Source organism: Massilia sp. LMS1-1-1.1, from assembly GCF_040815535.1.
Taxonomy (GTDB): domain Bacteria; phylum Pseudomonadota; class Gammaproteobacteria; order Burkholderiales; family Burkholderiaceae_D; genus Janthinobacterium; species Janthinobacterium aestuarii.
Genome location: NZ_JBFPNG010000034.1, coordinates 298,810 through 320,514 on the forward strand (window position 1 = coordinate 298,810; position 21,705 = coordinate 320,514).

General features: G+C 65.4%; 17 protein-coding genes. 8 read left to right on the plus strand and 9 right to left on the minus strand.

The genetic code is table 11. The features are described from left to right. Positions 1–396 precede the first annotated feature (396 nt). The 7 genes from MRBLMS1_RS20155 (at position 397) to MRBLMS1_RS20185 (ending at position 6,841) form a co-directional block, all read left to right on the plus strand. The gene (locus MRBLMS1_RS20155) at positions 397–1,236 is read left to right on the plus strand and encodes a symmetrical bis(5'-nucleosyl)-tetraphosphatase (RefSeq protein WP_485881420.1); all 840 of its coding nucleotides are present in this window, start codon (positions 397–399) and stop codon (positions 1,234–1,236) included. A gap of 93 nt (positions 1,237–1,329) precedes the next feature. After that, the gene (locus tag MRBLMS1_RS20160; RefSeq protein WP_485881422.1) at positions 1,330–2,250 is read left to right on the plus strand and encodes an AraC family transcriptional regulator; all 921 of its coding nucleotides are present in this window, start codon (positions 1,330–1,332) and stop codon (positions 2,248–2,250) included. Positions 2,251–2,379: 129 nt separating this feature from the next. Further along, the gene (locus MRBLMS1_RS20165; protein WP_485881424.1) at positions 2,380–2,934 is read left to right on the plus strand and encodes a carboxymuconolactone decarboxylase family protein; all 555 of its coding nucleotides are present in this window, start codon (positions 2,380–2,382) and stop codon (positions 2,932–2,934) included. A 1-nt stretch (position 2,935) separates the two neighbouring features. After that, complete coding sequence (locus MRBLMS1_RS20170; protein WP_485881426.1) at positions 2,936–4,021, plus strand: acyl-CoA dehydrogenase family protein; 1,086 nt, start codon at positions 2,936–2,938, stop codon at positions 4,019–4,021. Beyond that, positions 4,018–4,812, plus strand: coding sequence for an ABC transporter ATP-binding protein (locus tag MRBLMS1_RS20175; RefSeq protein ID WP_485881428.1), 795 nt, complete (start codon positions 4,018–4,020; stop codon positions 4,810–4,812). The genes MRBLMS1_RS20170 and MRBLMS1_RS20175 overlap by 4 nt, the downstream gene beginning before the upstream one ends. A 17-nt stretch (positions 4,813–4,829) precedes the next feature. Next, on the plus strand, positions 4,830–6,074 hold the full coding sequence (locus MRBLMS1_RS20180; protein WP_034746706.1) for an ABC transporter substrate-binding protein: 1,245 nt from the start codon (positions 4,830–4,832) through the stop codon (positions 6,072–6,074). A gap of 2 nt (positions 6,075–6,076) precedes the next feature. After that, on the plus strand, positions 6,077–6,841 hold the full coding sequence (locus tag MRBLMS1_RS20185) for an ABC transporter permease (RefSeq protein WP_139090767.1): 765 nt from the start codon (positions 6,077–6,079) through the stop codon (positions 6,839–6,841). Here MRBLMS1_RS20185 and MRBLMS1_RS20190 read toward each other — a convergent pair. The 6 genes from MRBLMS1_RS20190 to MRBLMS1_RS20215 all read right to left on the minus strand — a co-directional run bounded on the left by MRBLMS1_RS20190 (position 6,838) and on the right by MRBLMS1_RS20215 (position 11,537). Continuing rightward, positions 6,838–7,584, minus strand: a complete 747-nt coding sequence (locus MRBLMS1_RS20190; RefSeq protein ID WP_485881432.1) for a lysophospholipid acyltransferase family protein — start codon at positions 7,582–7,584, stop codon at positions 6,838–6,840. The two genes, MRBLMS1_RS20185 and MRBLMS1_RS20190, sit on opposite strands and share 4 nt — an antisense overlap. Before the next feature lie 107 nt (positions 7,585–7,691). After that, a complete protein-coding gene (locus MRBLMS1_RS20195; protein ID WP_128141937.1) occupies positions 7,692–8,993 on the minus strand; it encodes a dihydroorotase in 1,302 nt (433 codons plus the stop codon). A 24-nt stretch (positions 8,994–9,017) separates the two neighbouring features. Then, positions 9,018–9,983 carry an aspartate carbamoyltransferase catalytic subunit gene (locus MRBLMS1_RS20200; RefSeq protein ID WP_034746695.1) on the minus strand — a complete coding sequence of 322 codons (966 nt, stop codon included), beginning with the start codon at positions 9,981–9,983 and terminating at the stop codon, positions 9,018–9,020. Next, positions 9,976–10,500 (minus strand): bifunctional pyr operon transcriptional regulator/uracil phosphoribosyltransferase PyrR, encoded by a 525-nt coding sequence (gene pyrR, locus MRBLMS1_RS20205; RefSeq protein WP_128141936.1) that lies wholly within the window; start codon positions 10,498–10,500, stop codon positions 9,976–9,978. Before pyrR ends, MRBLMS1_RS20200 begins: the two co-directional genes overlap by 8 nt. A gap of 39 nt (positions 10,501–10,539) precedes the next feature. Continuing rightward, the gene (gene ruvX / locus MRBLMS1_RS20210) at positions 10,540–10,938 is read right to left on the minus strand and encodes a Holliday junction resolvase RuvX (RefSeq protein WP_223278885.1); all 399 of its coding nucleotides are present in this window, start codon (positions 10,936–10,938) and stop codon (positions 10,540–10,542) included. Beyond that, positions 10,935–11,537: a YqgE/AlgH family protein gene (locus tag MRBLMS1_RS20215; protein WP_034746689.1), complete on the minus strand. Its 603-nt coding sequence runs from the start codon at positions 11,535–11,537 to the stop codon at positions 10,935–10,937. The genes ruvX and MRBLMS1_RS20215 overlap by 4 nt, the downstream gene beginning before the upstream one ends. A gap of 386 nt (positions 11,538–11,923) precedes the next feature. Between MRBLMS1_RS20215 and MRBLMS1_RS20220 the strand changes: the two genes are divergently transcribed. Continuing rightward, complete coding sequence (locus MRBLMS1_RS20220) at positions 11,924–13,387, plus strand: cryptochrome/photolyase family protein (protein WP_485881436.1); 1,464 nt, start codon at positions 11,924–11,926, stop codon at positions 13,385–13,387. A gap of 118 nt (positions 13,388–13,505) precedes the next feature. Here MRBLMS1_RS20220 and MRBLMS1_RS20225 read toward each other — a convergent pair whose 3' ends face one another. From MRBLMS1_RS20225 to MRBLMS1_RS20235, 3 genes are read right to left on the minus strand one after another with little or no spacing between them, the layout of a single operon-like run. Further along, entirely contained in the window at positions 13,506–18,797 is a 5,292-nt protein-coding gene (locus MRBLMS1_RS20225) for an Hpt domain-containing protein (RefSeq protein WP_485881438.1), read from the minus strand. Between the two features lie 41 nt (positions 18,798–18,838). Beyond that, positions 18,839–21,076, minus strand: coding sequence for a methyl-accepting chemotaxis protein (locus MRBLMS1_RS20230; protein ID WP_485881440.1), 2,238 nt, complete (start codon positions 21,074–21,076; stop codon positions 18,839–18,841). After that, positions 21,076–21,681 (minus strand): chemotaxis protein CheW, encoded by a 606-nt coding sequence (locus MRBLMS1_RS20235; RefSeq protein WP_485881442.1) that lies wholly within the window; start codon positions 21,679–21,681, stop codon positions 21,076–21,078. Before MRBLMS1_RS20235 ends, MRBLMS1_RS20230 begins: the two co-directional genes overlap by 1 nt. Positions 21,682–21,705 lie beyond the last annotated feature (24 nt).

The window sequence follows — 21,705 nt, forward strand, 5'->3', positions numbered from 1 at the left end:
TATTCATTTAAATAATAAAATCACGTGGAATATACTACATTGCATAAACATTTGCGCACCATTGCATAATCTATCGTCAATTTCATTATGCTCACCGCTTTATTTAGCGGAGCAACATTAAGATTCAATGAAGAATATACGGGAAGCACACATGGAAAATGAATAACCATGAATAACATGGCATTCCCGCATGCCTGTGTGGCATGCCGGCCGATTATTGCCGATATAGGGGCAGCGTGACATGCAGCAGAATCAACTCCCCATGCGGAATAATCGGCGCCCGTGTTTTTCTTCCCGCCGGCCATGCGTGCAATCGGGCACTTGCCAGAAATGCCCCAACGCCAAAGGCCTGCATGCTTATAATGCAGGCGCGTAGTCCACTTCACCCCGGCACATATGAAAACTTATTTTATCGGCGATCTGCAAGGCTGCCATGACCAAACCGTCGAACTGATCGAACGGATCCAGGCGGCAGCGGATGGTCCGTACCGCCTGCTGTTCGCGGGCGACTTGATCAATCGCGGCCCGGCCTCGCTGGCCACCCTGCGCCACATTCACGCGCTGGCGCGGCAGGGCCTGGCCGACAGCGTCTTGGGCAACCATGACTTGCACCTGCTGGCCGTGGCCAACGGCATCCGCCCCGAGCATGCGTCCGACACGCTCGCTGAAATCCTCGATGCGCCCGACCGCGCGGAATTGATCGACTGGCTGCGCCAGCGGCCACTGGCACTGGAACACGATGGCCATGTGCTCGTGCATGCGGGCTTGCTGCCGCAATGGAGCGCGGCCCAGGCCCTGTCCCTGAGCGAGGAAGTATCTGCCATGCTGCGCAGCGACGATTGGGTGGCGTTCCTGCGCACCATGTACGGCAACGAGCCGGCCGCCTGGCGCGACGACCTGCAGGGCGCCGACCGGCTGCGCTGCATCGTCAATGCCATGACGCGGCTGCGCTTTTGCACGCCGGACGGCGTGATGGACTTCAAGATGAAGGAAAGCGGCAGCCCGCCGCCCGGTTCCGGCCTGCTGCCCTGGTTCGACGTGCCGGGCCGGCGCAGCGCCGGCGACACCATCGTCTTCGGCCACTGGTCGGCGCTGGGACTGCAATTGCGGCCGCACCTGATCGGCCTCGATAGCGGCTGCGTGTGGGGCGGAAAACTGTCGGCCGTGTGCCTGGAAGACCGCTCGCTGCTGCAGGTCGACTGCCCCACGTTCCAGCAGCACAGCGGCAAACGCTAAGTAGCAACCATGGCGCGCATATGCTTAGTCGAAATCGGTCGTTGGCTATGCCGCGCCTGACCCGTATGATGGAGCTTTTGCTTTTGCCATCCCATGCATCCTGATACCGACAGACTGGCGCGCTGGCTGCTCGGCAGCCTGGAACTCGACACCGCCGTCCTGCATGTGGGCCAGTACTGCGGCCGCTGGCGCGCGTCCACGGCGGGCCGGGAACTGGGCAGCTTTCACCTGGTGCTCGATGGCCACTGCTATCTGCACCTCGACGGGGCGGCGCCGATCGCGCTCGGCCCGCGCGACGGCGTCTTCCTGCTGCGCGACTTGCCGCACTTTCTCAGCCCCCACAGCGACCCGCTGCAGGCGGTCAGCGCGCAAGCGATGCTGCCGCTGCAAACGCCCACGGAGCAGCCGGCGACGGCGCTGGCCTGCGGCTTCTTTCAATTTCGCGGCGCCCTCTCCGCGCTGATCGTCGACTCGTTTCCGCCATATCTGCTGATACGCGGCGACGCGCCCGCCTTCAGCGCGGCCGCCGCCCTGTTCGACCTGATCCTGGCGGAAGCAGGCGGCGATCCGGAACAGCCGTCGCCGCTGATCGCGCGCCTGGTCGAGCTGCTGTTCTTTTACCTGATCCGCCATGTGGCCCAGGGCGAGCAGGTGGCGGCCGGCCTGCTGTCGCTGCTGCACCAGCCCGCATTTTCGCCGCTGCTCGAACGCATGTTCGACACGCCCGCCGCCGACTGGTCGATCGAGAACATGGCCAAGGCGGCGTGCATGTCGCGCGCCAGCTTCTGCAAGCATTTCGCCAGCGCCAGCGGCCACTCGCCGGCCCAGTTCCTGCTCCTGCTGCGCATGAAGATCGCCGCGCGCCGGCTGCACGACGGCGCCTCCGTGGAACGCGCGGCCGAACTGGTGGGCTACCGCTCGCACGCCGCCTTCACGCGCGCCTTCAAGCGGGTCACGGGCGAGCAGCCGGGCGCCTACCGGCGCGACCAGCGATTGCGCCAGCTGACCAGCTAAGCGCCAGCTGAAATCAAGGATCGCACAATCGCAGACGAACGAGCACAAAAGGACGACGCTGACGTCTGTTGCGTGCACGGCATGGCCGATATAATGGCCGGGTGACTTACTAACTTAGCAAGGTACCCCATGTCCCGTCTGACGCTGCACACTCTCGATACCGCCCCGGCCGATAGCCGCCCCTTCGTGGAAAAGGCCATCGCCAACAATGGCTTCCTGCCCAACCTGATCGGCGTGCTGGCCAATGCCCCGCTGGCACTGGAAACCTATCTGACCGTCTCCGGCATCAATGCGCGCGCCAGCCTGACGTTAATGGAACGCGAAGTGGTGCAAATCACGGCCGCGCGCATCCATGGCTGCGATTTCTGCATCGCCGGCCATAGCGCCATCTCGCTGAAAAAAGCGGGCCAGACGCCCGACACGGTACGCGCCCTGCAGCACGGCCAGCCGACGAACGACGCCAAGCTGGACGCCGTCGCCGCCTTCGCCACGGCCGTCATCGCCACGCGCGGCGCCGTGGCCGACAGCGAATATCAAGCCTTCCTGGCCGCCGGCTACAACGAACAGCAAGCGCTGGAAGTCGTGCTGGGCATCAGCCTGGCCACCCTGTGCAATTTCTCCAACAGCCTGGCTGGCACGCCCGTCAATCCGCAATTGACGCCCTACCTGCCTGGCGCCGTCTGACATGGCGAACCTCACTCACTGGCTGCACATGCATGCCGACCAGCTCGACCAATCACCGGAACTGGCTGAAACCGTTTTACCTGCCCTCGCCGGCGACAAGCTGCTGGCCATCGGCGTGCCGAAGGAATACGGCGGCGCGGGCGGCGACGTGCGCGACGCCATCGACGCCATCGCCAAAGTGGCCGAGCAATCGGTGACGGCGGCCTTTGTCTTCTGGGGCCAGCGCTGCTTCATCGAATTCCTGCTGCAAAGCGAGAACCGCGCCCTGGCCGAGCGCCGCTTGCCCGGCCTGCTGGCAGGCACGCAGGCAGGCGCCAGCGGCCTGTCGAACGCCATGAAATTCTTGTCCGGTATCGAGCAGCTGCAAATCACGGGCGCGCGCCACGATGACGGCTTGCTCGTCGACGGCGGCCTGGCCTGGGTGACGAACTTGCGCAAGGCGGGCTTTGTCGCGGCGGCCGCCGTGGCGCCGAACGACGGCGCGCCACCCGTCATCATCGCCTTCGACAGCGGCAGCGCAGGCGTCACGCGCAGCGACGACCTGGACCTGATCGCCCTGCGCGGCAGCAATACGGCATCCGTCAAGCTGGCGCAGGTGCACATCCCGGCCGCCGACATCATCAGCGACAATGCGCCAGCCTGGCTGCCGCAGGTGCGTCCATCGTTCCTCGGCATGCAGTGCGGCCTGTCGATCGGCCTGGCGCGCGCCAGCCTGGCAAAGGCGGCGCAAATTTCCGCCGGCTCGCGCAACCAGCTCACGCCACGTATCGAAGCGCTGCAAGCGACACTGGAAAGCGCCGTCGCTACCCTGCTGGCCGGCGTGCACGATGGCCGCTTCAAGACGCAGGCGCCAGCCATGTTCCGCCTGCGCATACAGCTGGCCGACGTGCTGCAGCAGGCGCTGATGCTGGAACTGCAAGCCATGGGCGGGCGCGCCTATCTGAACGCCGAGCAGCAGGGCTTTGCCCGCCGCTGGCGCGAATCGTCGTTCATCCCCATCGTCACTCCCAGCCTGACGCAGTTGCAGGCGGCCTTGCAGCTGTTCGACAGCCAGCAGGCCGCCAAGGCAGCGGGAGCGCAGGCATGAGCGTTGCCGATTGGGCCTTGCAGGCGCAGGATCTCAGTTACGCTTACCCCGGTACGGCGCCCGTGTTCCAGCACGTCTCGCTCGGCGTGCGCAAGCGCGAAATCGTCTGCCTGCTGGGCGGCAGCGGCTGCGGCAAATCGAGCCTGCTGCGCGTGCTGGCTGGCTTGCAGCCGCCATCGACTGGCGAGATCCAGTTCCTCGACGCTCCCATGCGCGAACCGGATCCGCGCAGCGCCCTCGTCTTCCAGCAAGCCAGTTTGCTACCCTGGCTGAACGTCACGGGCAATGCCGGCTTCGGCCTGGACTTCAAGCACCAGCCGCAGCTCACGCGCGAGGCGCACCAGGCGCGCGTGGCGCAAGCCATCGAAGCGGTCGGTCTGAAAGGGCGCGAAAAGCTGTATCCATCCGCGCTGTCGGGTGGTATGGCGCAGCGCGTGGCCCTGGCCCGTGCGCTGGCACGCGAACCGGAACTGCTGTTCGCCGACGAACCATTTTCCGCGCTCGACGCCATCACGCGCGCCGAGATGCAATCGCTGCTGGTCGACGTCGTGCACCGCTGGCACACGGCCGTGCTGCTCGTCACGCACGATATCGATGAAGCGATCCTCGTGGCCGACCGCATCTTGCTCATGGGCGGCAAGCCGGGCAACATCGTGCGCGAATGGCCCGTCGCCATCGACCAGCCACGGATCGGCCACAGCGCCGACGTCATCGCCCTCAAGATGGACATCCTCGACGCCCTGCAGGCGCTGCAAAAGCAGGATCAAGCGCCCGCCTTTGCTCCCAATTAATCGACCGGAACATTCCCATGACATTCGAAGACCACAACAAACCCCTGCACATCTGCGCCTCGTCCGATTGCGACTGCGGCCTGACGCGGCGCGACTTCCTGCGCATGTCGGCCCTGGCCACGGCCAGCGTCGCCTCGCCGCTGCTGTTCGCCGGCGACGCCATGGCCCAGCAAGGACCGAAGGGCGACGACCAGCCCGTGAAAATCGGCTACCTGCCCATCACGGACGCCACCCCGCTGCTCGTCGCCCACGCCCGCAAGCTGTTCGAAGCGGAAGGCTTGCAAGCGGAAACGCCGCGGCTGTTCCGCAGCTGGGCGCAGATCATCGAAGCCTTCGTCGCCGGCCAGGTCAACGTCATTCACCTGCTGTCGCCGGCCACCCTGTGGGTGCGCTACGGCGCCAAGTTCCCCGCGAAAGTCGTCGCCTGGAACCACGTCAACGGGTCCGCGCTGACGGTGGCCAACGAGATCAACAAGGTTTCCGACCTGGGCGGGCGCACGGTCGCCATCCCGTTCTGGTACTCGATCCACAACATCCTGCTGCAGCAAATCCTGTCCTCGAATGGTTTGACGCCGGTCACGCGCGCGCGCAACGCGGCCATCAAGCCGAATGAAGTCAACCTGATCGTGCTGGCGCCGGCCGAAATGGTCTCCGCCCTGGCCAGCAAGTCGATTGCCGGCTACATCGTGGCCGAACCGTTCAATGCGGCGGCGGAAAACGCCGGCATCGGCAAGATCCTGCGCTTCTCGGGCGACGTGTGGAAAAACCATGCATGCTGCGTCACATTCCTGTCCGAGCGCGACATCAATACGCGTCCCGAATGGGCGCAAAAGGTCACCAACGCCATCGTCAAGGCGCAGCTGTGGACGCGCACGAACCAGGTCGACACGGCCAAGCTGCTGTCGAACGTGGGCGAACACCGCTACACGCCGCATCCGCTGCAGGTGCTGACCAAGGTGCTGGCCACCACCGATTACGCCGGCTACGAAAAGCAGGGCCTGATCGTGCACAAGAACTGGCAGCAGCGCCGCATCGACTTCCAGCCGTATCCGTTCGCCTCGTACACGGAAGAACTGGTGCGCGCCATCGGCCGCACCAAGGTCGAAGGCGATACGCGCTTCCTGGCCAACCTCGATCCGAAGTTCGCCGCGCGCGACCTGGTCGATGACCGCTTCGTGCGCAAGGCCATCACGGCGGTCGGCGGCCCTGCCGCCTTCGGCTTGCCGGCCAACCTGCTGCGCAGCGAAACCGTGGCGGTCTGACGATGGCGAGCAAGCTGTTCACGAAGTTCGGCCTGCCCCTCGTGGGGCTGGCCTGTGCCTTGCTGCTGTGGTCCATGGGCGTGACGGCGCTGGAGAAATCCACGCCCATCGCCACCGCTTTTGCGCCCTTGCCCACGGCACTGGCGTTCAGGGAGATGGTGGGCGGAGCGGATATCTGGCTGCACGTGGTATTGAGCCTGCAAAGGGTGGCCGTGGGCCTGGGACTGGCCATCGTCATCGGCGTGCCGCTCGGTGTGCTGGTGGCCATGTCGAAGAGCTTTTCCGGTGCGGCCATGCCGCTGTTCCAGTTGCTGCGCATGATTTCGCCGCTGTCGTGGATGCCGATCGCCGTGATGGTGCTCGGCGTCGGTGACGCGCCCGTATACTTCCTGCTGGCGTTTGCGGCCGTCTGGCCGATTTTGCTCAATACGGCGGCCGGCGTGGCGCGGCTCGATCCGAACTGGCTGCTGCTGGCGCGCAGCCTGTCGGCAACGCGCAGCGAAATCGTCTTCAAGGTGATTTTGCCGGGCATCACGGCCGACATTCTGACAGGCGTGCGCCTGGCCATCGGCATCATCTGGATCGTGCTGGTGCCGGCGGAAATGCTGGGTGTGTCGGCGGGCCTCGGCTACTTCATCCTCGACACGCGCGACCGCCTCGCGTATTCGGAACTGATGGCCGCCATCGTGCTGATCGGGATTTTAGGCTTTATCCTCGACTACCTGGCCCGCGCCGCACACGCGCGCTGGCTGCATGTGAAGAATTAAGCGGCCTTGTCCAACGGCAGCGTAGCGGCTACGGCCGCCTGCGTTGCCGCCGCCAGCTCGCGCCGGTGCGCGTCCAGCGTCGCCACCGGCGCCAGGCAGGTCAGGCGCGCCGTGATGGGCGGGCCGCTCAAGATCGCCACCATGCTTTGCGCAAAACTCATGTCGCCGATAAAGTCTACGGCGTGATGCAAAGCCCCCTTGTCATCGACATACACGAGCGCGAACGGCTGCACCGGCACTTGCGCGTCGATGGCCGCCTCGAACAGATTGGCGTGAAACGGCAGGATCTGCCCTTGCGCGGCGGTCGTGCCTTCGGGGAAGAACGCAATGCGCTCGCCCGCCGTCAATTTATCCACCAGACCCTGGAAGATCAAGCGCAGATCGCGCTTGCTGCCGCGCGAAATGAAGATGGTGCCCGCGCGCCCCGCCAGCCAGCCCAGGATCGGCCAGGCGCGGATTTCCGCCTTGGCGACGAAACGGCAAGGGTGGACGGCGTTGATGACGAAGATGTCGAGCCACGAAACGTGATTCGCCACCACCATCGCATGGTCGAGCGCCGGCACGCTGTCGGCCGGCTGCGCCACGTGCACGCCGCAAATGTCGAGCAGCTGCGTCGACCAGCGGCGGATGCGCCGATTGCGTCCCTCCAGGTCCAGCCAGGGAAAGAGCACGGCGCTCTTGGCCATGCCGCAGCTCAGGTGAATGGCGATGCGCGCGAGGCGGTAGGTAAGCAGAAGTTTCAAATGACACCAACAAATTAAATAAGGCTCTCGACCCCAAGCAAAATCTGGGGTCAGACCCGGCGGGTCTGACCCCGGCTTCGACACCTTCGCTGGTGCACTAGCGGCAATTAACGCTGAAACGCCACCTGTCCGGCAACGATGGTCGCCTTGACGATGCCGCTCAGCTCATAGCCGAGGAAAGGCGTGTGCTTGCCCTGGCTGGCCAGCGACGCCGACGACACGGTCCAGCGCGCGGCGGGATCGAAGACGCAGATGTCGGCCGCTTCGCCCACGGCCAGGCTGCCGGCCGGGATGCCGGCGACACGGGCCGCGTCGGCCGTGACCTTGGCCACGGCGCGCGCCAGCGGACGTGCGCCCGCTTGCGGCTGCTCCAGTGCGTAGTCGTCGGCCCATTTCAGGGCCAGCGACAGCAGCAGTTCCAGGCCCGTGGCACCGGGCGACGCTTCGCCGAACGGCAGCAGTTTTTCATCGTCGTCGACGGGCGTATGGTCCGAGCACATGGCGTCGACCGTGCCATCGAACAGGCCGGCGCGGATCGCATCGCGGTCGCGCTGGCTGCGGAACGGCGGCGTGACCCTGGCGTTCGGATCGAAGAAGCCGATGTCGGCGTCCGTCAGGTGCACATGGTGCACGCCCACATCGCAGGTGACAGGGAGACCTTCGGCTTTCGCCGCGCGGATCAGTTCCAGGCCTGCCGCCGACGAGATGCGGCACAGGTGCACGCGCGCGCGGCTGGCGCGCATCAATTCAAAAATCGTGTGCAGCGCGATGGTTTCGGACATCACGGGCACGCCGGACAAGCCCAGGCGCGACGCCAGCGGGCCGCTGTGGGCGATGCCTCCACGGCCGATATGCGGGTCTTGCGGACGTAGCCAGACCGTGTAGCCGAAGGTGTTCGCGTACTGCATGGCGCGCAGCAGCACGGTCGTGTCTTCGATCGGCTCTTCCGCCTGCGCGAAGCCGATGCAGCCCGCTTCCGTCAGTTCCGCCATTTCCGTCAGCGACTTGCCCTTCAAGCCCATGGTCAGTGCGCCCAGCGGGTGCACGTGGGCCTTGTTCTGCGTCTTGGCGCGGTATTTCAGCATTTCCACCAGGCCCGGTTCGTCCAGCACGGGGTCCGTGTCGGGCGGGCAGACCAGGCTCGTGACGCCGCCTTGCAGCGCCGCCTGCAATTCCGATTCCAGGGTCGCCTTGTATTCGTAGCCCGGCTCGCGCAGACGCGCGGACAGGTCGACCAAGCCGGGGGAAACCACCAGGCCGGCCGCGTCGAACGTGGTGTCAGCCTTGAAGCCGGCCGGGGCGCTGCCCACGGCCAGCACCTTGCCATCGGCGATAAACAGGTCTTGCAAGCCATCGATGCCGTTGGCAGGGTCGATCAGGTGGCCGTTCTTGATATGTAGTGTCGTCATGCTTGCTTACTCGTCCTTGGGCTATCAGCCCTGATTACCAGCCAAAATACTCATCACCGCCATGCGCACGGCGATACCGAACGTCACCTGCGGCAGGATCACCGCCTGCGGACCGTCGGCCACGGCCGAATCGATTTCCACACCGCGGTTCATCGGGCCCGGATGCATGACGATGGCGTCCGGTTTCGCCAGCGCCAGGCGCTCGGGCGTCAAGCCGTAGCTCTTGAAATATTCCTGCGCCGACGGCAGCAGCGCGCCGCTCATGCGTTCATTTTGCAGGCGCAGCATGATGATCACGTCCACGCCTTTCAAGCCTTCATCCATGTTGGTGAAGGTGCGCACGCCCATCTGCTCCAGGCCGCCCGGCAGCAGGGTGTGCGGACCGATGGCGCGCACTTCCGGCACGCCCAGGGTAGTCAGCGCGTGGATGTCGGAACGGGCCACGCGGCTGTGCAAAATGTCGCCCACGATGGCCACCGTCAGGTTGGTGAAATCCTTCTTGTAGTGGCGGATCGTGTACATGTCGAGCAAGCCCTGGGTCGGGTGCGCATGGCGGCCGTCGCCCGCGTTGACGACGTGGACGTGCGGCTGCTTGGTGTCGATCAGGTGCTTGGCGATCAGGTAGGGTGCGCCCGACTGCGCGTGGCGCACGACGAACATGTCGGCATGCATGGCCGACAGGTTGTCGATGGTGTCGAGCAGGGACTCGCCCTTGCTGGCCGACGAAGCCTGGATGTTCAGGTTGATGACGTCGGCCGACAGGCGCTTCGAGGCGATCTCGAAGGTGGTGCGGGTGCGCGTGGAGTTTTCAAAGAACAGGTTGAAAACGCTTTTGCCGCGCATCAGCGGCACCTTTTTCACGTCGCGGTCGGAAATGCCGACGAACGAGGAAGCCGTGTCGAGGATGTGGTTGACGATAGACTTCGGCAAGCCTTCAATCGTCAGCAGATGTTGCAGTTCGCCGTGTTTATTCAGTTGCGGATTAAGCATGGTGGGTATCTATGGTGAGCGTGAATTTTCCATCGTCGGCTTGCTTCAGGACCAGGGCCTGGCCCGGCGGCACGGCAGTGAAGGCGGCCACGAAATCGGCGGCCACCGGCAGCTGGCGTTCGCCGCGGTCGACCAGGGCGGCCAGCATGATCTTGGCCGGGCGGCCATAGTCGAACAATTCATTGATGGCCGCGCGCGTGGTGCGGCCCGTGTACAGCACGTCGTCGACCAGCAGGATGGTGGCGCCGGCCACGTCAAAGCTGATCTGCGTCGGCTTGACGTCCGCATGCAGGCCCTTCTGGGCGAAGTCGTCGCGATAGAACGAGACGTCGAGCACGCCCAGGCGGTCGAGCAGTTTCAGGTCGCGCGCCAGGCGTTCGGCCAGCCAGGCGCCGCCCGAATGGATGCCGACGATGGCCACGTTGGGGATGCCCGCCAGGCCGCTTTGCACTTGCTGCAGCAAGACCCCGTACAGGGCCTCGGCGTCGAGTTGGGATGGATTCGTAGGATGCGGCATAGAGTTCTTAATCATTCAGGGAGGGAGTCTAGGGTCAGATTAATAATTCGCGTCGAAATACTGTTGCAGGATAATGGCGGCGGCGCGGTCGTCGATGACTTCGCCGCGCTTGGCGGCGATGACGGCCGAGGAATAGCGCTCGTCGACCAGTTCCACGGGCAGGTTGAAGCGGCCATGCACCTGGTTGGCGAAACGGCGGCAGCGCGCACTCATCTCGTGTTCCGTGCCATCGGGATGGCTGGGCAAGCCCACCACGATGCGGCTCGCGCCCCACTCCTTGATCAGGCTATCGATGGCGGCAAACTTCGGCTCGTTCGCCGTGGCCGTGATCACGCTGAGCGGCTTGGCCTGGCAAATCATGGTATTGCCGATGGCCACGCCGATGCGTTTCAAGCCGAAATCGAAGGCGAGGATGGTGTCGATGGCGTCACCGCTCATGCGTGTCCGGCTTCCGATGCCAGCATGAGAGGATCGATACCGAGCAGCTTGATGGCCGCCACGTAGCGCTGCTCGATGGGGAAATCGAACAGGATGTCGGCCGAGGCGCCCACCGTCAGCCAGCCGTTGCGGCCGATCTCGTCTTCCAGCTGGCCAGGGCTCCAGCCCGAGTAGCCGATCGAGACGAGCATGCGCTCGGGACCATCGCCCTTGGCGACGGCTTCGAGCACGTCGATCGACGTGGTAAACGCCACTTCATCGGTCACCGTCAGCGACGAGGAATAGCGCGCGCCCGGCGTATGCAGCACGAAACCGCGGTCGTCCTGCACGGGGCCGCCGAACATGATCGGTTCGTTGATGATGGGCGTGTCGCTGCCGGCCGCCAGTTTCAGGTCGATGCGGTCGAACAGCACTTCCATGGTCATGTCGGTGGGTTTGTTGATGACGACGCCGAGCACGCCGTTTTCATTGTGTTCACACACGTACACGACCGTGCCGCCGAAGATCGGATCTTGCATCGCCGGCATCGCAATGAGGAAATGGTTGGCCAGATTCAGGGTGGAGGAACCGGTCGCGGCCGGTTCTCCCACACCCTGCATCAGACGATGTCCTGGTAGAGTCTGGTCGATTTTACTCTTTTTCATACGCGATGCTCTCTCTGTGGGCTTGCTGGCAAGTCTCGCTTACCCCGCTATCGTACGCCTGGCGCAAGCTGCCGCGAATCTTGGGCGGCGCGCACCGTGGTGCCAGGCGTTATTCTTGTTATCTTGTAAATTAATGATCAGTTCGCTATGCCTGCCGGCGCATTTCAATGCCAATTGTAAAATTGATTGCAAAATCGCTGTCGCACATAAAGTACCGCGAACATACCCGCTAGTTTACACTGAATTACCGCCGCAGCGACGCCAAAGGCATGACGCGAGCGGCCATAAAGCCCTGTTGGCGGCAAAAAATAGCCTATCTTTGACCCTGAACACGCGAAATAATGACAATCAAGACTTCCCTGGTGTGGTTCCGGCGCGATCTGCGCGCGTTTGACCATGCTGCACTGCATCACGCCCTGCGCCAGAGCCAGGCCGTGCATTGCGTCTTCGTCTACGACACCGCCATCCTGGCTGCGCTACCGCGCCGCGACCGGCGGGTCGACTTCATCCACGCCAGCGTGGCCGAGCTGGCCAATGAGCTGCGCCAGCTCGGCGGCGACCTGATCGTGCTGCACGCGGACGCGGCCGAGGCCATCCCGCGCCTGGCCGCCGAATTGAACGCCGACGCCATCTTTGCCAACCACGACTACGAGCCGCAAGCGATCGCCCGCGACGCCACGGTGGCCGCCGCGCTCACGCATGACGCGCGCCTGTGGTTCAGCTTCAAGGACCAGGTGATTTTTGAAAAGGACGAAGTGCTGACGCTCTCGGCCAAGCCCTACACCGTCTACACGCCGTACAAGAATGCCTGGCTGAAGAAAATGCGCGCCGAACCCGGCTGTCTGGCGCCATTCGATATCGAGCCGCATGCGGCCAGCCTGGCGCCGCCGCGCGCCGGCACGCCGGCGCCCCTGCCCACCCTGGGCGAACTTGGTTTCGAGGCCAGCAACCTGGCCGAACTGGCCATCCCCACCGGCATGGCGGGCGCCAGCCAACTGTTCGAGGATTTTCTGCCGCGCGTGGACCGCTATGACGTGGCGCGCGATTTCCCCGCCCTGAAGGGACCGTCGTATTTATCCATGCATCTGCGCTTCGGCACCGTCTCGCTGCGCTACCTGGTACGCACCATCGTCGACCTGATGGACAGGGGCGGTGGCGGCGATGGCGCGCCCGTGTGGCTGGCAGAACTGATCTGGCGCGATTTCTACGCCATGATTTTGTACCAGAACCCGCATGTGGAAGGCGGCGCCTTCAAACCGGCCTACGACGCCATCGCCTGGGAAACGGGGCCTGACGCCGATGCCGCGTTTGCCGCCTGGTGCGAGGGGCGCACCGGCTATCCGCTGGTGGACGCGGCCATGGCGCAGCTGAACCAGACGGGCTATATGCACAACCGCCTGCGCATGGTCACGGCCTGCTTTTTGATCAAGGATCTGGGCATCGACTGGCGCCGTGGCGAAGCGTATTTCGCGCTGCACCTGAACGACTTCGACCTGGCATCGAACAACGGCGGCTGGCAATGGGCTTCGTCGTCGGGCTGCGACGCGCAGCCCTACTTCCGCATCTTCAATCCCGTCACGCAGTCGGAAAAATTCGATGCCAGCGGACGCTTCATCCGCCGCTACCTGCCGCAGCTGAAGGCGCTGGGCGACAAGGAAATCCACGCGCCCTGGCTCGTGCCCCGCATGCTGCTCGAGCAAAAAAACATCGTGCTGGGACGCGATTATCCGGAACCGCTGGTGCAGCACGACGAGGCGCGCAAGGAGACCCTTGAGCGCTATGCCGTGGTGAAGGTGGTGGCGTAATCGGGTAATTGATTGGCATTACGGTGATGTCGGGTTACGCCGTCAGTCAACAGGCGTAGGTCGGATTAGCGGGGCAAGGCCCCGCGTAATCCGACAACATTGTTGGCATTGGCGCCGGTTACGCCACGCCGTCGCTCAACAACCGCCCCACCTCCGCCAGCAATTCCTCCTCCTGGAACGGCTTGCCGAAATACGCATTCACGCCCAGCTCGAACGCGTGCGCGCGGTGCTTGTCGGCGCTGCGCGAGGTGATCATGATGACGGGGATGGCGCGCGTCTTGTCATCGCTGCGCACATTGCGCGTCAAATCAAAACCATCCATGCGCGGCATTTCCACGTCGACCAGCAGCAGGGCCGGCATGGCGGCCGGTTCCAGCGCATGCAGCTGTTCCAGCGCATCGAGGCCATCCTTGGCCAGCAGCACCTGGTAGCCTTCGCGCTCGAACAGGCGCTGCATCACGCGGCGCACCGTCAGCGAATCGTCGACCACCATCACGCGCACGGCTGGCGTGGCCAGCGCGCTGGAAGCGGCATGCTGCTCGCTGCTGGCCAGCGCATATTGCGACAGCAGTTCCGGATGGTGTTCCAAGTGCTGCGCCAGCGCCACGGGATTCAGGATCAGCACGATATCGCCCGTGCCCAGCACCGTGGCGCCGGCGATGCCCGGCATGCGCGCCAGTTGCGGGCCCACGTGCTTGACCACGACTTCGCGGTTGCCCACCACGTCATCGACCTGCAAGGCCAGCCTGTCATTGCCATTTCGCAGCAACAGCACGGGCGCATAACGCTGCGTGGCCTGCGCCGCCGGCGTCTCGCCCAGCATGGCCGACAGGTGGTGCAGCGCCAGCGACTGTCCGTGCGACTCGATGCGCCCGGCCGCCCGCACCTGCTCCAGCTGTTCGCCTTTCAGGTGCAGCACCTGCTCCACCAGCACCGATGGCAAGGCATACGTCTTGCCGCTGGCCGCCAGCAGCACCACTTGCGTGACGGCCAGGGTCAGCGGCAGGTGGATGGTGAAGCGCATGCCCAGGCCCGCCTGCGTCAGCGTTTCCACGCGCCCGCCCAGGGCCAGCGCTTCGGAGCGCACGATATCCATGCCAAAACCGCGCCCGGCCAGTTCCGTCAGGCTGTCGGCGGTGGAAAAACCGGGCGTGAAAATCAGTTCGGCCGCCTGCGCGTCGGTCAATGGCGCGTCCGTCGCCACCAGGCCGGCGCCGTGCGCCTTGGCGCGGATGCGTTCCAGGTCAAGTCCCGCGCCATCGTCGGAAAAAGCGATCGCCACTTCGTTGCCCTGCTGGCTGACCTGCACCAGCAGCTCGCCCGTCTCGCTCTTGCCCGCAGCCAGGCGCGCGTCGCGCGGCTCGACGCCGTGCACGATGGCGTTGCGCAGCAAATGCTCGAACGGCGCGGCCATGCGTTCGAGCACGCTGCGGTCGATTTCCACGCCGCCGCCGCGGATGTCGAGGTTGACGCGCTTGTCGACTTCCTTGGCGCTTTGCCGCGCCACGCGGAACAGCCGTTCGGCGATGCTGGCAAACGGCACCATCCGTATCTGCATCAGGTCGCGCTGCAGCTCGCGCGTCAGCCGCGCCTGCAGCACCAGGTCGTCCGTCACCGCATCGACGCTGTGACTGAGGTTTTCATGGAAGGAGGCCACGTCGTTGACGCTTTCGGCCATCATGCGCGTGAGTTCCTGCAGGCGCGTAAAGCGGTCGAATTCGAGCGGGTCGAATTCGCGCTCGCTACCGACGGCCATGCGCGAGGCGATCTGCGATTCGGCCTGCATTTCCACTTCGCGCAGCTGGCGCCGCAAGCGCGCCAGGTTGTCGGAAAACTCGGACAGCGAAGCGCCGAGCACGCCCACTTCATTTTCCATTTTGGAGCGCGTGATCGACACTTCGCCAGCCTGGTTTACCAGGCGGTCGAGGATATCGGCGCGCACGCGCACCAGCGCCGCCTTCGGTTCGGCGGGCGGCGTGTCTTCCATGCCCGGCAAGGGCAGCAACGGTTGCTGCAGCTGCTCGAACAGGTGCAGCGCATGGTCGTAATGGGCCAGCAATTCCTCGAAGGCCTGCGGCGTGGCGGTACCCGCGTGCAGCATGTTTTCGATATGCGTCTCGATTTCATGCGCATGCTGGCCCAGGCGCATGGCGCCGGCCATGCGCGCGCTGCCCTTGACCGTATGCAGGGTACGCAGCAGCATCTGCGCCTGGCCGCTGTCGTGCGGCTGCTGCTGCCAGCTGCGCAGCGCCTCGCCGATCTGCGGCAGCAAGTCGGCGCCCTCTTCCAGGAAGACGGACAAGAGATCGAGGTCGAGTTCATCGCTGATGCCGGCGCTGGCCGCCAGCAGCGCGGCCGCATCGGCCGGCATGATGGCGGGCGCCGGCGCTTCCGGCGCCGCATGCTCCAATGGCGGTGCGTGCTCGAAACCGGCGTCGAACAGGTCGTCGCTGGCGCCAGTGTCCTGCGCCGGCACCAGTGCCGGCACGTCGGCAGCCTCCGGCTGCAGCGCGTCGGCGACGATGCTCGCATACGTCGCCTCGAACAGCGTCTCGAGCTGCGGCAGCGGGACCTCAGCGACCGGCTCGGCGGGCTGCGCCGGCGCGCCGACGATGCTGGCGTAAGCGTCCGCGAACAGGGCGTCGAGCCGCTCTTCCTTGCTCTCGCCGGGCGGCGCCGTCAAGGCACGCCACAGGGTGTTGAGCGCTTCGATCATGTCCGGCTGCGTTGGCGCCAGGTCGCCCAGCGCGAAGGCCTGTAGCATTTGCCCGATGCGCTGCGTGGCCTGTTCCAGCACGTCGTGCTGTTCGGCGCGCAAGCCGGCCAGCGGCGGCACCACCGTTTCAATCACCGTTTCAAGCGCGTGCGCCAGGTCGCGCAGGGACTGGAAGCCCACCGTGCCCGACGTCCCCGCCAGGGTATGCACGGCTTGCAGCGCCTCCGCGCTGACGGCACGCTGTTCATGGCGCCATTCGCCGAAATCGCGCGTGAGCACGCGCAGCAATTCATCCGTCTCGGCCAGGTAGATGTTGTACAAGGGAAGACTGATGCGCAGTTCGCCCACGTGCTTGAGGTGATCGTCCGGCGCTTCGTGGAGCGTCGGCGCCGTGGCCAAGGGAAGTCCGATCACATTGCCATTGCTGGCCACGGGCGCGGCCGATACCGATGCCGAGCGAGGCTTGCGCAGTTCGAACGGACCGCCTTCGCGCACGCGCTCGGCCGCCATCAGCAGCATGCCGGCCTCGCGCTCGCGCCCAGCGCCGCCTTCCAGTTCGGCCACCCATTCGCTGAGCTGGTACCAGCCGTAATTGAGCAAGGTAAACAAGTCGTCGCTGACGGGGCGCGCCTCGGCCAGCCAGGTATTCATGACACGCTCGATGGCGCCGGCCGCTTCGGCAAACTGCGCCAGGCCGATCATGCGGCTGCTGCCTTTCAGGGTATGGAACGAGCGGCGCAGCATGGCGAGGTGGTCGCCGCTGGCGGCCTGCTCGCGCGGCAGGGCCAGGGTGGTGTCGATGAAGGCCAGCACTTCGCGCGCTTCGGCGATGAAGATGTCGAGCATCTCCGCGTCGACATCGGTCACCGCCGGCACGGCATCGATGCCGGCAGGCGCGGCGGGCGCCAATGCCTGGTCGAGCAAGGGCACGGGGCCGGCGGCGGCGACTTTTTCAAATGGCAGCGCGCGGAAGGTGCCGGCGGCCGCATCGAAATGGAAACGCCCGCTGGCCGCCTGCGCGTTGCGGCCCAGCATATCGGCAAAAAAGCCCAGCGCGCTGGCATTTTGCGCGATCTCGTCGAGCGCCTCGGCGCGCGCCTCCGCATTGGCATCCGCCTTGGCGTCGGCACCGGCCAGTTGCCGCACGGCCGCATCGACCTGCAACACGGCGGCGCGCGCGTCTTCCTGTCCCAGCCCGGCCAGCTGCTGCTGCAACTGCTCCAGCACGGGCGCGACGCCATCGAGCGTCCCTGTCCCCGCACCCGCCGCATCCGCGTAATACGCGTTGAGCACCTTTTCCACCTGACGCAAGCCCGTCTTCATTTCCTCGGCCAGCGCGGCCACCGTCTGGCCCTGTTCAATCTGGCGCGACAGCTCGCCCGCCGTGACGGGCGGCGGCGCTTCGCCAGCCAGCAGCGCCTGCAGGCGCGCGGCGATGGTTTCCGCATTGCCCGCGAAATCGTCGGGCAGGCGGCGCAGCTGCTCCAGGCCCGTGTCGGCAAACAGCAGCGCCATGCCGATTTCATTTTCCAGGGCCCCACTGCGCCCGCTGGCCACGGCTTGCCGCGCCACGGCCGCGCATTCGCGCAGCAGGCTGGCCAGGGCCGGCTGCTTCAGCGTATCCACATGTGCGGCCACCTGTTGCAGCGCCTCGTCGAAATCCGTGCCCAGGGCAGGATCAAGGTCGGCTTGCGCCAGGCGGCTCCAACTGGCGCGCGCCTGCGCCAGCGCCGTGCGGGCGCCTTGCAAGGCATCCTGGTCGACCTGGCCGTAGCGCCGCGTTTCCACGTCGGCCGGCAGCATGCCTTCCAGGGCGAAAGCGGCGCGCAGCTGGCGTGCCTCCGGCGTCGGCTCGCGTGCGGCGGCGATGAAGAACAGGGCGTCGCGCAGCATCGCCTCGGGCAGGCTGGCCGTGCCCTGCGCCAGGCGGCGCAACTGCAGATTGATCAGGCCAAACAACTGCTTGACGTTGAGCGTGCCCATGCCCTCGCCGCTGGCCGCCAGCCCGGCAAACGCCTGCATGGCGAACCAGAAGGTGCGCGCCGGCGCGTCCTGCTGCGCGTCGGCCACCAGGGTCAAGGTGGCGTGCAAGTCGCCAGCATGCTGGCGCCGCGTTGCGTCATCCTGCGCCTTCAGGAAGGGCAGCAAAGACTTTTCAAAGCGCCCGCGCCATGCCGGGTAATCGGGCACCGGGGGTGATTCCGCCAGCGCGATGGCATTCCCTTCCAGCGTCGACGCAGGCGGAAAAAACAGGTCGGCCGGGTGGATGCGCTCGGCGCCCAGCATGGTTTGCAGATCGCGGTAATAGGGGAACAAACGCGCCGGCTGCGGCGGCGTGCCGGCCACCAGGTCTTCCAGGTATTCGCTCAAGGCTTGATACAGTTCGGCGACCACTTGCGCATGGTCCAGCGTGTATTCGAGGCTGCCGTCGCGAAAGCGCGCCAGTGCCAGTTCCGCGGCGTCCGTCAGCAGGATGACGCCGGCCACGTCCACCATCACCAGCGCGCCATGCGCCTGGTGCAAGTGCGAGCGCGCATGCTGCAGGGCCGTGGCGCGTTCCTCGCGCTCGCGGCCACCCGCTTCGAACAGGGCTGTTTTCGAGCGGCTCAGCGCTTCGCGGATTTCCACCATCACCCACGACAAAGGCTCGCTGTCGAACGGCTTGGACTGCTGTGGACTATCTGGTGTGCTCATGCATGCCTCGGTAAAGAATTCGCCCTGGACTGGCGCGGCGTTCAGGCGGCGACGCGGAAGCGCGACACCGAATTTTTCAGTTCCTGTGCCAGCATCGACAACTTGTGGATCGACTGCGCCGTTTGCTGCGTGCCGTCCTGGGTCTGCTCCGTCACGCTCAGGATATGCTGGATATTCAAGGCCACGCCGCTGGCCGAACCGGCCTGCGTACCGGTGGCGAACGAGATGCCCTGGATCAGTTCCGCCAGGTGTTTCGATACCTGGCTGATGTCGTTCAAGGCCGCGCCGGCCGCGTCGGACAAGCGCGCGCCCTCGACCACGCCCTGCGTGGACGTTTCCATCGCCCGCGTCGCATCCTGGGTATCGGCCTGGATGGTGCGCACCAGCGCGCCGATCTGCTTGGCGGCGGCGGCCGAGCGTTCGGCCAGGCGCTGCACTTCCTCTGCCACGACCGAGAAGCCGCGCCCCGCCTCGCCGGCCGATGCGGCCTGGATGGCGGCGTTCAGCGCCAGCACGTTGGTCTGCTCGGTAATGTCGGAAATAAGCTCGGTGATCTCGCCGATCTCCTGCGACGATTCGCCCAGGCGCTTGATGCGCTTGGACGTATCCTGGATCTGCTCGCGGATTTCATGCATGCCCTTGATGGCGTTTTCCACGGCCGTCGAACCCTGCTGCGCCGCCGCCACCGACTGGCGCGCCACGTCGGCAGAGACGCTGGCCGACTTCGACACGTCGGTAATCGCATTGGCCATCTTGACGACGGTGGCGCTGACGCCCTGGATTTCGCGCGACTGCTGCTGCGACGCGATCAGCAGCTTGCTCGAGATGCTTTGCGCCTGCGTCGAAGCGCGGTTCACCTGTTCGGCCGTCGCCGTCACCCGCCCCACCAGGCCGCGCAATTCCTCCACCGTGTAATTGACGGAATCGGCGATGGCGCCCGTGATGTCTTCCGACACGGTGGCCTGCACCGTCAGGTCGCCGTCGGCCACCTTCTGCAATTCGTTCATCAGGCGCAGGATGGCCGCCTGGTTCTGCTCATTCCTGGCCTTCGCCACTTCCTCTTTTTCCTGCGACTGCAGGCGCCGGATTTCCGCTTCCTGGCGCCGCCGCTCGGCGTCGCGCGTGCGGTTGACGGAGTCCTGCAGCAGCACCCTGCCGATGCCGGCCGCCGCGATCAGGGTCAGCAGCACGCCGCCGACCATCATCCAGAAAGCGACGCCCAGGGTTTCCTGGTTCACGTGATACATTTGCTGCAGCAAGGTCAAACGCTGGCGCAGGTCTTCGTTCTCGTTGAAGATCAGCTGCTCGGCGCTTTTCGCCGAACTGAATTTGTCCAGGCGGTCGAGTATCGACGACACCAGCTTCTGGTACGTGTCGAAACTGGCTTTCAGCGCCACCATCCGGTCGCGCAGTTCGGCGTCGCGCGTGGGCGCCAGCTGCAGCGACACGCTGCCATTGAGCAGGCCTTCGACGGCGGTGCGGAAATACGTCGTGTCGCGCCCCAGTGAAAACGCCGTTTCCGAGCTGATGCTGCCCGACGAGAGGAACTCGCTGGCGCTGCGGCTCATGCGCTGGCTCAGCATCATCAGGCGGCCGATGACGGCCAGATCGCGCGCATTGCCGCCACGCTGCACCTTCAAGGCCGCGATTTCCTCGGTCTGCGCCAGCAGCGCCGGCGACAGCGCGTTCAACTGCTGCAAGGTCTTGTCGAATTCGCCCAGCTCCGGTTTCAGCCGCAAGATGGTGCTGGCCGCGCGGTCGCTGCTGGCCCATTTTTTACGCGCGTCGGCCACCGCCGCCAGCAGGGCGGAACGCGACTCGCCTATATCGCGCCCGTGATACGTGCCGCCGCGCAGCATCAGGCGGAAATCCTGGTTCAGTTCATTGCGGCTTTCCTCGAGCTGGCGGAACGCTTCCGGATTGCCTTGCACGGCGTTCGGCGCGGCCTTGCCGATGCGCTGCGAATGCATCAGCGCATCGCTGGCCAGCTGCGTCTGCGCCGAGGCGATATTGCCGCTGCGCGTGTTCAGCCCCACGAACAGCAGGCTCGCGGCCAGGCTCAGGGCCATCACCGTCGACAGGATGCTCAATTGTTTTTGCAGCGGCAAATGGCCGATCAGCGGCAGCTTCAAGTCGCTGACCGGCGCGCTGGCCAGCGACTTGCGCCGTCCCAGCGCGTCGCGCAGGCGCAGCGGCAGGTCGGCCGCCGATGCCGGCTCGCCGGGCGCGTGCTCCGCTTCGGGCATGCCAGCGGCCAGGATGGGAGAATTGGCGCCCATCAGCCAATATCCTTGTGGACGGCAAGGCCGCCAAAGCCGGCATCGAGGAAGCGTTCCGATTGCGCCAGCTGCGCCAGGTCCAGGCGCAGCCACTGCTGCCCTTTGCTGTCGCGCAGCGTCTGCACGGCCCAGGACGGCTGCGTATCCGGCAAGGGTACCGATTGCATCGCGCGCAGCTGGCGCAAGCCCAGTACGCGCTCGACCAGCAAGGCGCAATTGAGGCCCAGACGCGGAGAAAACGTGATGATGCGGCAGTGATTGCCGGGCGCGCAAGCCGGTTCGCCCATGTAGCGGGCCAGGTCGACGACCCCCGTCAGGCGTCCGCGCATGGCCGCCAGGCCCAGGTACCAGTCCTGCGCCAGCGGCACGCCTTGGACCTGCACACCGGCGGCAATGACGATTTCACCGAGCTGCGTCAGGTCGAGCAGGCAAGGCCGGCCACCGAGCATCACGCCCAGTTCCTTGCGCGCCGCCAGCGCGCCGCTGCGCGCGACCTGTATCCGCTCGATCAATTGCAGCTGATACTGGCGCAAGCGCCCCTGCCGCGCGCCCGTCTCGAAAGATGGCATGGCGGCAGCGGCGGGCGGAAAGGCCGCTGTAGGCACGCCGTGACCTGGCATCGTGTGCAT

Excerpts from the sequence above, each read along its gene's own strand:
- MRBLMS1_RS20225 (WP_485881438.1), bottom strand. The coding sequence starts at position 18,797 with ATGAGCACACCAGATAGTCCACAGCAGTCCAAGCCGTTCGACAGCGAG.
- MRBLMS1_RS20220 (WP_485881436.1), top strand. The coding sequence starts at position 11,924 with ATGACAATCAAGACTTCCCTGGTGTGGTTCCGGCGCGATCTGCGCGCG.
- MRBLMS1_RS20175 (WP_485881428.1), top strand. The coding sequence starts at position 4,018 with ATGAGCGTTGCCGATTGGGCCTTGCAGGCGCAGGATCTCAGTTACGCT.
- MRBLMS1_RS20215 (WP_034746689.1), bottom strand. The coding sequence starts at position 11,537 with ATGCAGGGTGTGGGAGAACCGGCCGCGACCGGTTCCTCCACCCTGAAT.
- MRBLMS1_RS20230 (WP_485881440.1), bottom strand. The coding sequence starts at position 21,076 with ATGGGCGCCAATTCTCCCATCCTGGCCGCTGGCATGCCCGAAGCGGAG.
- pyrR (WP_128141936.1), bottom strand. The coding sequence starts at position 10,500 with ATGCCGCATCCTACGAATCCATCCCAACTCGACGCCGAGGCCCTGTAC.
- MRBLMS1_RS20170 (WP_485881426.1), top strand. The coding sequence starts at position 2,936 with ATGGCGAACCTCACTCACTGGCTGCACATGCATGCCGACCAGCTCGAC.
- MRBLMS1_RS20180 (WP_034746706.1), top strand. The coding sequence starts at position 4,830 with ATGACATTCGAAGACCACAACAAACCCCTGCACATCTGCGCCTCGTCC.
- MRBLMS1_RS20195 (WP_128141937.1), bottom strand. The coding sequence starts at position 8,993 with ATGACGACACTACATATCAAGAACGGCCACCTGATCGACCCTGCCAAC.
- MRBLMS1_RS20165 (WP_485881424.1), top strand. The coding sequence starts at position 2,380 with ATGTCCCGTCTGACGCTGCACACTCTCGATACCGCCCCGGCCGATAGC.
- MRBLMS1_RS20155 (WP_485881420.1), top strand. The coding sequence starts at position 397 with ATGAAAACTTATTTTATCGGCGATCTGCAAGGCTGCCATGACCAAACC.
- MRBLMS1_RS20185 (WP_139090767.1), top strand. The coding sequence starts at position 6,077 with ATGGCGAGCAAGCTGTTCACGAAGTTCGGCCTGCCCCTCGTGGGGCTG.
- ruvX (WP_223278885.1), bottom strand. The coding sequence starts at position 10,938 with ATGAGCGGTGACGCCATCGACACCATCCTCGCCTTCGATTTCGGCTTG.
- MRBLMS1_RS20200 (WP_034746695.1), bottom strand. The coding sequence starts at position 9,983 with ATGCTTAATCCGCAACTGAATAAACACGGCGAACTGCAACATCTGCTG.
- MRBLMS1_RS20160 (WP_485881422.1), top strand. The coding sequence starts at position 1,330 with ATGCATCCTGATACCGACAGACTGGCGCGCTGGCTGCTCGGCAGCCTG.